The sequence below is a fragment of the Pseudomonas sp. 05T35 genome, from assembly GCF_056396605.1.
In genome coordinates this window covers 1-8,671 of sequence record NZ_JBFTLU010000169.1, presented here as the reverse complement: position 1 = coordinate 8,671, position 8,671 = coordinate 1, and the positions used below count along the sequence as shown (strand labels likewise).

Below are 8,671 nucleotides of genomic sequence, written 5' to 3'. Positions count from 1 at the left end.
ATCTGGTTCGGCAGTGTGATTGCACTGGGGGCAGTGGCGAGCTTGTTCCGGCTGATGATGCATATGGCCGGAATGACCACTCATTGATGACTGGTTTCATACGATAAAGGCCCGGCGCGATCTTTCGCGCCGGGCCTTTTTTTACCAATGGCCTAAGGCTCGCGATCAGCAAGCTCTTCGAGCAAGTCTGCCGAAGGCACGAAGAACAAGCCTCCGGTGACCGCCGTGCTGAAATCAAGCAACCGGTCATAGTTGCCCGCGGGTCTGCCGACAAACATATTCTCGAGCATCAGCTCGATCGGTTCTGGCGAGCGCGCATAGCCGATGAAGTACGTACCGAACTCGCCTGCACCTGGCCGGCCGAACGGCATGTTATCGCGCAGAATTTTCACTTCCTGTCCGTCCTTGGTGATGGTCGTCAAGGAACTGTGCGAACAGCTCGGTTTGACCGAATCATCGAGTTCGATATCGGAGAGTTTTGTGCGTCCGATAATGCGCTCCTGAGCCTCGACGGATAACTCGTTCCACGCGCTCATCTTGTGCAGGTATTTCTGTACCAGCACATAGCTGCCACCGGCAAATGAGGGGTCTTCATCACCAATGATCGTGAAGTCGACAGCATGGCGACCGACCGGGTTTTCGGTGCCGTCGACAAAACCGACCATGCTGCGCATGTCGAAATAACGGAAACCCTGAACTTCATCAACGACCGAGATCGCATCGCCAAGCGCTGAGAGCAATTGCGTCGCCAATTCGAAACAGAGGTCCATCTGATCCGCACGAATGTGCAGCAAAATGTCGCCCGGCGTTGCGACGGCTCGACGTCCCTCTACACCGAACTCGCGGAATGGATGCAAAGAGGCGGGGCGCGGGTTGCCGAACAAGGTATCCCAGGCACTGGAACCAATGCCGCAGACACACGACAAATTGCCTGAGGGAACACGCTTGCCGACCGATCGCGTGAGGGCCGCGACGTCTGCGCACCAGGCCCGCACTTTAGCGGCCGATTCATTCCCAGGCGCTAGTGTGGCGACGATGAAAATCGCGCTGCTGGTAATGGGGCTACAGACGGATTGAGGTTCAGGCGTTTGATTATCCATTGGCATCAGTTTTGTCATTGATAATTCCACAAGCGGCGGAACAGAAGTGAAGGACAGTAGCAGGTAATGGTTTCAAAGCAGCAATCGAGACAGACGTGCAAACCCAGCGGCGTACCTGCTGATCGTGGCTTTCGTAGAAAACATTACTCTAAGCGTAACGGTTCGCCGTTCATCTTGATTGATACAGTCATCCAATAGCTCCTAAGGTAGCTCCACGTAAGCGAACCCGTGGAGTGAGCATGACAACAACAATATCCCCCGACTCGCGCTGGACGCGGCGGCGCAGTGAAAAACAGCGCCGCCTGGAGCAGGTGCGGGGTCTCGCCGATGGCGTGGTGTTGCCCACCGACAAGATCGTTGCGGCGCTGGAGGCTTTGATCCTGCCTGGTGACCGCGTGGTACTGGAGGGCAACAATCAGAAGCAGGCGGACTTTTTATCCCGTTCCCTGGCCAAGGCCGATCCGGCCAAGCTGCATGACCTGCATATGATCATGCCCAGCGTCGGCCGCTCCGAGCACCTGGACCTGTTCGAACGAGGCATTGCGCGCAAGCTCGATTTCTCCTTCGCCGGCACCCAGAGTTTGCGCATCAGCCAGTTGCTTGAAGATGGTCTGCTGGAAATCGGCGCGATCCACACCTACATCGAACTCTACGCCCGACTGGTGGTGGACCTGATTCCCAACGTGGTGCTCTCGGCCGGTTTCATGGCCGACCGTGCCGGCAATATCTACACCGGGCCGAGCACCGAGGACACTCCGGCGCTGATCGAGCCGGCGGCCTTCAGCGACGGCATTGTGATCGTCCAGGTCAACCAGTTGGTGGACGACGTCAGCGAGTTGCCCCGCGTGGACATTCCCGCGTCCTGGGTGGATTTCGTGGTGGTGGCCGACAAACCGTTCTACATCGAACCGCTGTTCACCCGCGACCCTCGGCACATCAAGCCTGTGCATGTGCTGATGGCGATGATGGCGATCCGTGGGATCTACGAAAAGCACAACGTTCAGTCGCTCAACCACGGCATCGGTTTCAACACTGCCGCCATCGAATTGATCTTGCCGACCTACGGCGAATCGCTTGGGCTCAAGGGCAAGATCTGCCGCAACTGGACCCTCAATCCGCACCCGACGCTGATTCCGGCCATCGAAAGTGGCTGGGTCGAAAGCGTGCATTGCTTCGGCACCGAACTGGGGATGGAGAACTACATCGCCGCACGCCCGGATGTGTTTTTCACCGGCCGCGACGGTTCCCTGCGTTCCAATCGAATGTTCTGCCAACTGGCCGGGCAGTACGCGGTGGACCTGTTTATTGGCGCAACCTTGCAGGTGGACGGCGACGGCCATTCTTCTACCGTGACCCGTGGACGCCTGGCCGGTTTCGGCGGCGCGCCGAACATGGGCCACGACCCGCGTGGCCGCCGCCACGGCACTCCGGCCTGGCTCGACATGCGTCATGACGATGCCCCCGAAGCGATGCTCGAACGTGGCAAGAAGCTGGTAGTGCAAATGGTCGAGACCTTCCAGGAGGGCGGCAAACCGACCTTCGTTGAAACCCTCGATGCGGTTGAAGTGGCGAAGAAAAGCGGCATGCCGCTGGCCCCGATCATGATCTACGGCGACGACGTCACTCATTTGCTCACCGAAGAAGGCATCGCCTATTTGTACAAGGCGCGCTCCCTGGAAGAACGCCAGGCAATGATCGCGGCCGTGGCCGGGGTCACTGCCATCGGCCTGCGACACAACCCCAAAGACACTGCGCGCATGCGTCGCGAAGGGTTGATCGCCTTGCCCGAAGACCTCGGCATCCGCCGCACCGACGCCACCCGTGAACTGCTGGCGGCGAAAAGCGTCGCCGATCTGGTGGAGTGGTCGGGTGGCTTGTACAACCCGCCCGCCAAATTCAGGAGCTGGTAATGCACGCACTTAATCTGCAACCCAAGCGCCTGACCCTGGCCGAACGGCTGGCGGACCTGGCGGTAGACGCGCTGATCGACGAAGCCGACCTGTCACCCAAACCGGCGCTGGTCGATCGTCGCGGCAACGGTGCCCACAGCGATTTGCACCTGGGGCTGATGCACGCTTCGGCACTGTCGCTGTGGCCGGCCTTCAAGGACATGGCGCAAGCAGCTATCACGTTTGGCGAAGTCGGCCTGCCGCTGCGCGAGGCCCTTGGGCAAATCGGTCGCGACGGCGAACAAACGATGCTGGCCACCACCGATGGCGTGAACACCCATCGCGGAGCGATCTGGGCTTTGGGCCTGTTGGTCGCAGCCGCTGCGCTGGAGCCTGAATCCAGTGGCGCCAGCGCGGTCACTGTGCGCGCCGCACGTCTGGCCTTACTCGAAGATCGCCATGCGCCACGGCCGTTCAGCCACGGCGCTCAAGTAGCACAACGTTACGGGGCGCGAGGCGCTCGGGAAGAGGCACAACTAGGCTTTCCGGCCGTGATGCAATTCGGCTTGCCGCAACTCCAACGTAGCCGCGCCAATGGCAGCGGCGAACAGAACGCCCGGCTCGATGCCTTGCTGGCGATCATGAGCACGCTCGCCGATACCTGCGTGCTTTACCGCGCAGGCGAGCAGGGGTTGCAAACGATGCAACTCGGCGCCCGCTCGGTGCTGGAGGCGGGCGGCAGTGCCAGCCTGGCCGGTCGGCGCCGGTTGCATGAGCTGGACCAACAATTAATTGCGTTGAATGCCTCGCCGGGCGGCGCTGCGGATTTGCTCGCAGCCTGTCTGTTTATCGACCGTATCTCATCTTGCGACGGCGTCATCCAGGGAGCTTTCTGATGGAAACCTTATCCTTTGAATTCCCCGCCGGGCAGCCGGCGCGGGGCAGGGCGCTGGTCGGCTGTGTCGGCTCGGGCGATCTCGAAGTACTGCTCGAACCGGGACAGGCCGGCACGCTGACGATCCAGGTGCAGACCTCGGTCAATGGCAGCCAACAGCGCTGGCAGCATTTGTTCGCACGGATGTTTGACGGCCAGACACCGCCAGCGATGACCATCGATATTCATGATTTCGGGGCCACGCCAGGCGTGGTGCGCTTGCGTCTGGAACAAGGCTTCGAGGAGATCGGCCATGAGTGATAGCGCAGCGCTGCTCAACAAACACAGCTTCGTCGAACTCGGTGCCCGGCAACGCGCCAAGGCCTTGCTYGACGCCGGGACCTTCCGTGAATTGCTTGACCCGTTCCAGCGCGTCATGTCGCCATGGCTGTCGCGCCAGGGCGTGGTACCGCAAGCCGATGACGGTGTGGTCATCGCCAAGGGCAGCATTGGCGGTTTGCCGGTGGTGATCGCCGCCATCGAAGGCGCCTTTCAGGGCGGCAGCCTAGGTGAAGTCGGCGGGGCGAAAATTGCCGGCGCGCTGGAACTGGCAGCCGAGGACAACCGCAAGGGCATCGCCACCCGCGCCGTGCTGTTGCTGGAAACCGGTGGAGTGCGTTTGCAGGAAGCCAACCTCGGGCTGGCGGCGATTGCCGATATTCACGCGGCGATTGTCGATTTGCGCCAGTACCAGCCGGTGATCGGTGTGGTGGCCGGCAGCGTCGGTTGTTTTGGCGGCATGTCGATTGCCGCCGGGTTGTGCAGTTATCTACTGGTCACTCAGGAAGCGCGACTTGGCCTTAATGGTCCGCAGGTGATCGAACAGGAAGCCGGGATCGAGGAATACGACTCGCGCGACCGTCCGTTCATCTGGAGCCTGTCCGGCGGCGAGCAACGGTTTGCCAGTGGGCTGGTGGATCGGTATGTCGCCGATGACGTGACGCAGATTCAGCAACAGGTCAGCGAGTTGTTGCTGCTAGGGCTGCCCGCTGAACAGCGCAGTCGTCAGGCGGATCGGTTCCTGCAACGCCTCGCGCGGCTGGATGCGGTGCCACAAATCGAGCCGGCAACGGTTCGCGATCTGTACCAAGGAGAGCACTCATGAGCGGTTATTCCCTGAGAGGTTTGCACTGGTTTCAAACCTTGAGTGCCGGCTCCACCGTCGTTGACGGATTGCCCGCTTCGTTGAAAGTCGCCGACGGCATGCTCGGCGAGCAGCCCGTGCGGTTTATCGCGGTGGTGGCCGATCCGCAGAACCGCTTTGTCCGCGCCCGTCACGGCGAGGTCGGTTTGTTGGAAGGCTGGGGTCTGGCCAAAGTGGTGGATGAAGTCATTGAAGCCGATCGCGCCAAACCGCAAAAACGCGCGCTGATCGCCATCGTCGATGTGCCGAGCCAGGCCTACGGTCGCCGCGAAGAAGCCCTTGGCATCCATCAGGCGCTGGCCGCTGCTGCGGACAGTTATGCCCGTGCACGACTGGCGGGGCATGCGGTGATCGGTTTGCTGGTGGGCAAGGCGATGTCCGGGGCGTTTCTGGCCCACGGTTATCAAGCCAACCGGCTGATTGCCTTGCGTGATCCTGGAGTAATGGTTCACGCCATGGGCAAGGTCTCGGCTGCACGGGTCACCCTGCGCAGCGTTGAAGAGCTTGAAGTGCTGGCCGCCAGCGTGCCGCCGATGGCCTATGACATCGACAGCTATGCCAGTCTTGGCCTGCTTTGGGAAACCCTGACGGTGGAGCAGATCGAGCAGCCGACCGCGAGCGATCTGGCGCGGGTCAGCGACTGCTTGCGCCAGGCCATTGGCGACGTTGAAAGCACCGGGGCTGATTTGAGCTCGCGTCTGGGCGCAACCAATCGTGCGGCATCGAGCAAGGTTCGCCAACTGCTGCGTGAGCAATGGTGAGCACGTTTCTGGCCCATGACCTGCTCTGGGGGCTGACCGCGGAGCAGTTGCCAGCGGACGCGCCGCGATGGGCCGTCGAGGTGACACGCAAGGGTCAGCCAGTCGTGGTTCGACGCGCCTTGAGTGCCGCAGATCAGGTTGCGGTAGGTGTACGTGGACCGTTGCGCGAGCAACGTTATGCCACGTGGATGGCGGTCGAGGCGATCCGGCACCGGATTCGACCGGAAGATCTTTGTCATGTCGAGGGTGATCGCGACCTGCCGGCCTTGCAGGCCCTGGCGCAATTGCGGCCAATGCTCGATGCCTGCGGTTGGGTCTGGGGCGTCAGCGGCAGCGCAGGGTTTGAGTTGGCCAGTGGTGTGACGGCCTTGCATGAACGCAGCGATCTCGACTTGATCCTGCGCACACCGCAACCCATGGACCGGGTTCAGGCGCAGGCACTGCTGACGTGGCTGGACGCCGCGGCGTGCCCGGTGGACATGCAATTGCAAACGCCACTGGGCGCGGTTGCCTTGCGCGAATGGGCCAGTCCGGCAAAGCGGGTGTTGCTAAAAAACGCCCACCAAGCACGGCTGGTAAATGATCCTTGGCAGCCACCGGAGCAACCAGCGTGAGCAGCCTGTTGGTGTTTCCCGGCCAGGGCGCGCAGCAGCCGGGCATGCTCCATCGTGTGCCCGAGGCGACTGTGATCGAGGCGAGCGAAGTGCTGGGGGAGGATGTTCTGCTGCTTGATTCTGCCCAGGCACTGAAATCGACCCGTGCGGTTCAGCTGTGTCTGCTGATCGCGGGAACAGCTGCAGCGCGCAGCTTGTTGCAGCAGGGATGTACAGCGGATTACGTGGCCGGGTTGTCCATCGGCGCGTACCCGGCGGCGGTGGTGGCGGGTGCGTTGCGTTTCAGCGATGCACTGCATCTGGTCAGCCTGCGGGGGGAGTTGATGCAACAGGCCTGGCCGCAGGGCTACGGCATGACCGCGATCATCGGTCTGGACCTCGCGACCGTGGAAGGCTTGCTGTCACGGGTTCACAGCATTGAAACACCGGTTTACCTGGCCAACATCAATGCCGACAACCAGATGGTGATTGCCGGCAGCGATGCGGCGATGAACGCCGTCGCCGAGTTGGCCCGAGGGTGTGGCGCAGGGGTGGCCAAACGGTTGGCGGTCAGCGTGCCGTCGCATTGCCCGCTGCTCGATGAGCCCGCGCAGGTGCTGGCCGAAGCGTTTGCCAAAGTGCCGTTGCAGCTACCGACAATCGGCTACCTGAGCGGCAGCCGCGCCCGGCCGATCCGTTCGGTCGAGGCGTTGCGCGAGGACCTGGCGTTCAACATGTGCCGGGTGGTGGACTGGCGCGGCACAGTACAAAGTGCCTACGAGCGTGGCGTGCGGTTGCACATCGAACTGCCGCCCGGTGCGGTRCTGACAGGGTTGGCGCGACGGGTATTCGAACAGGGCACGGTGATCGCCTTCGATGGTGCTCGCCTGGACACGTTGCAAGCGCTGCTGCGTGAGGAGGGAAGTCGCCAACCCTAAACACCGCTCACGCTGCGAAGGACAAAAACAATAACTTCGACGATGCACTTTGAGGATAACAACAATGATTATTTACGGTGTGGCGCTGCTGGCGATCTGTACGCTGGCAGGGGTGATCATGGGTGACATGCTCGGCGTGTTGCTGGGCGTCAAGTCCAACGTCGGCGGGGTCGGTATCGCGATGATCCTGCTGATTTTCGCGAAGCTGTGGATGCACAAGCGCGGTGGCATGACCAAGGATTGCGAGTTGGGTGTCGGCTTCTGGGGCGCCATGTACATTCCGGTGGTGGTGGCCATGGCCGCGCAACAGAACGTCGTCGCCGCCTTGCACGGCGGCCCGGTGGCGGTGTTGGCGGCCATCGGTTCGGTGGTGATCTGTGGTTGCACTATTGCCCTGATCAGCCGGATCCACAAAGGCGAGCCGTTGCCGGACGAACCGGTCGACAGTGTCTCGATCACCGCTGCAGCAGGAGGTCGCTGATATGTGGAATCTCATGGAAGCGGGTCTGAAACATAACGATCTGGTCACCGCGTTCGCGTTCGTCGGGGTGATCATGTGGATCTCCGTCGTGCTCTCCAAACGCCTGACATTCGGACGGATTCACGGCTCGGCGATTGCCATAGTCATCGGCCTGGTGCTGGCCTGGGTCGGCGGCACACTCACCGGTGGGCAGAAAGGTCTGGCAGACATTTCGTTATTTTCCGGTATCGGCCTGATGGGCGGCGCCATGCTGCGGGACTTTGCGATCGTCGCCACGGCGTTCGAAGTGCAGGCCACCGAAGCACGCAAGGCCGGGTTGATCGGCGCGCTCGCGCTGCTGCTCGGCACGGTGCTGCCGTTTATCGTCGGTGCATGCATCGCCTGGGCATTCGGCTATCGGGATGCAGTGAGCATTACCACCATTGGTGCCGGTGCGGTGACCTACATTGTTGGCCCGGTGACGGGTGCGGCGATTGGCGCCAGTTCCGACGTGGTCGCGCTATCGATTGCCACCGGCTTGATCAAGGCGATTCTGGTGATGGTCGGCACGCCGATGGCTGCTCGCTGGATGGGGCTCGATAACCCGCGCTCGGCGATGGTCTTCGGTGGGTTGGCCGGCACTGTCAGCGGTGTGACGGCGGGCCTGGCAGCGACGGATCGGCGGTTGGTGCCGTATGGGGCGCTGACGGCGACGTTTCATACCGGACTCGGGTGCTTGCTGGGGCCGTCGTTGCTGTACTTCATCGTTCGCGGGATTGTGGGATAGGGCTTTGATTATTTGTTGAATGGGCTGCCGTCTTCGCGAGCAGGCTCGCTCCCACATTGGAATGC

The 8,671-nt window shown here is 61.7% G+C and carries 11 protein-coding genes; 10 read left to right on the top strand and 1 reads right to left on the bottom strand.

The genetic code is table 11. The features are described 5' to 3' along the window. Window positions 1-87, top strand: coding sequence for a DUF2474 family protein (locus AC1DH9_RS14745; RefSeq protein ID WP_477808344.1), 87 nt, complete (start codon window positions 1-3; stop codon window positions 85-87). Window positions 88-152: 65 nt separating this feature from the next. Here the strand turns inward: AC1DH9_RS14745 and AC1DH9_RS14740 are convergent, their stop codons facing one another. Next, a complete protein-coding gene (locus AC1DH9_RS14740; protein ID WP_427540243.1) occupies window positions 153-1,100 on the bottom strand; it encodes a Dyp-type peroxidase in 948 nt (315 codons plus the stop codon). Between the two features lie 239 nt (window positions 1,101-1,339). On the opposite strand from AC1DH9_RS14740, the gene mdcA reads away from it, so the two are divergent. From mdcA to madM, 9 genes are all read left to right on the top strand, one after another. After that, the gene (gene mdcA / locus AC1DH9_RS14735; RefSeq protein ID WP_427540185.1) at window positions 1,340-3,010 is read left to right on the top strand and encodes a malonate decarboxylase subunit alpha; all 1,671 of its coding nucleotides are present in this window, start codon (window positions 1,340-1,342) and stop codon (window positions 3,008-3,010) included. Then, the gene (locus tag AC1DH9_RS14730) at window positions 3,010-3,885 is read left to right on the top strand and encodes a triphosphoribosyl-dephospho-CoA synthase (RefSeq protein WP_427540188.1); all 876 of its coding nucleotides are present in this window, start codon (window positions 3,010-3,012) and stop codon (window positions 3,883-3,885) included. The genes mdcA and AC1DH9_RS14730 overlap by 1 nt, the downstream gene beginning before the upstream one ends. After that, complete coding sequence (locus AC1DH9_RS14725; RefSeq protein WP_427540191.1) at window positions 3,885-4,184, top strand: malonate decarboxylase subunit delta; 300 nt, start codon at window positions 3,885-3,887, stop codon at window positions 4,182-4,184. Before AC1DH9_RS14730 ends, AC1DH9_RS14725 begins: the two co-directional genes overlap by 1 nt. Then, entirely contained in the window at window positions 4,177-5,028 is an 852-nt protein-coding gene (locus AC1DH9_RS14720; RefSeq protein ID WP_427540194.1) for a biotin-independent malonate decarboxylase subunit beta, read from the top strand. Before AC1DH9_RS14725 ends, AC1DH9_RS14720 begins: the two co-directional genes overlap by 8 nt. Further along, window positions 5,025-5,828, top strand: coding sequence for a biotin-independent malonate decarboxylase subunit gamma (gene mdcE / locus AC1DH9_RS14715; RefSeq protein WP_427540197.1), 804 nt, complete (start codon window positions 5,025-5,027; stop codon window positions 5,826-5,828). The genes AC1DH9_RS14720 and mdcE overlap by 4 nt, the downstream gene beginning before the upstream one ends. Next, the gene (locus AC1DH9_RS14710) at window positions 5,822-6,442 is read left to right on the top strand and encodes a malonate decarboxylase holo-ACP synthase (protein ID WP_427540200.1); all 621 of its coding nucleotides are present in this window, start codon (window positions 5,822-5,824) and stop codon (window positions 6,440-6,442) included. Before mdcE ends, AC1DH9_RS14710 begins: the two co-directional genes overlap by 7 nt. After that, on the top strand, window positions 6,439-7,359 hold the full coding sequence (gene mdcH / locus AC1DH9_RS14705; protein WP_427540203.1) for a malonate decarboxylase subunit epsilon: 921 nt from the start codon (window positions 6,439-6,441) through the stop codon (window positions 7,357-7,359). The genes AC1DH9_RS14710 and mdcH overlap by 4 nt, the downstream gene beginning before the upstream one ends. A 64-nt stretch (window positions 7,360-7,423) precedes the next feature. After that, a complete protein-coding gene (gene madL / locus AC1DH9_RS14700; protein WP_427540206.1) occupies window positions 7,424-7,840 on the top strand; it encodes a malonate transporter subunit MadL in 417 nt (138 codons plus the stop codon). 1 nt (window position 7,841) lies between these two features. Further along, on the top strand, window positions 7,842-8,606 hold the full coding sequence (madM, locus tag AC1DH9_RS14695) for a malonate transporter subunit MadM (protein ID WP_427527814.1): 765 nt from the start codon (window positions 7,842-7,844) through the stop codon (window positions 8,604-8,606). The last annotated feature ends 65 nt before the right edge of the window (window positions 8,607-8,671 follow it).

Coding starts and splice junctions, on each gene's coding strand:
- AC1DH9_RS14740 (WP_427540243.1), bottom strand. CDS start 1,100: ATGGATAATCAAACGCCTGAACCTCAATCCGTCTGTAGCCCCATTACC.
- mdcA (WP_427540185.1), top strand. CDS start 1,340: ATGACAACAACAATATCCCCCGACTCGCGCTGGACGCGGCGGCGCAGT.
- AC1DH9_RS14730 (WP_427540188.1), top strand. CDS start 3,010: ATGCACGCACTTAATCTGCAACCCAAGCGCCTGACCCTGGCCGAACGG.
- AC1DH9_RS14725 (WP_427540191.1), top strand. CDS start 3,885: ATGGAAACCTTATCCTTTGAATTCCCCGCCGGGCAGCCGGCGCGGGGC.
- mdcE (WP_427540197.1), top strand. CDS start 5,025: ATGAGCGGTTATTCCCTGAGAGGTTTGCACTGGTTTCAAACCTTGAGT.
- AC1DH9_RS14710 (WP_427540200.1), top strand. CDS start 5,822: ATGGTGAGCACGTTTCTGGCCCATGACCTGCTCTGGGGGCTGACCGCG.
- madL (WP_427540206.1), top strand. CDS start 7,424: ATGATTATTTACGGTGTGGCGCTGCTGGCGATCTGTACGCTGGCAGGG.
- madM (WP_427527814.1), top strand. CDS start 7,842: ATGTGGAATCTCATGGAAGCGGGTCTGAAACATAACGATCTGGTCACC.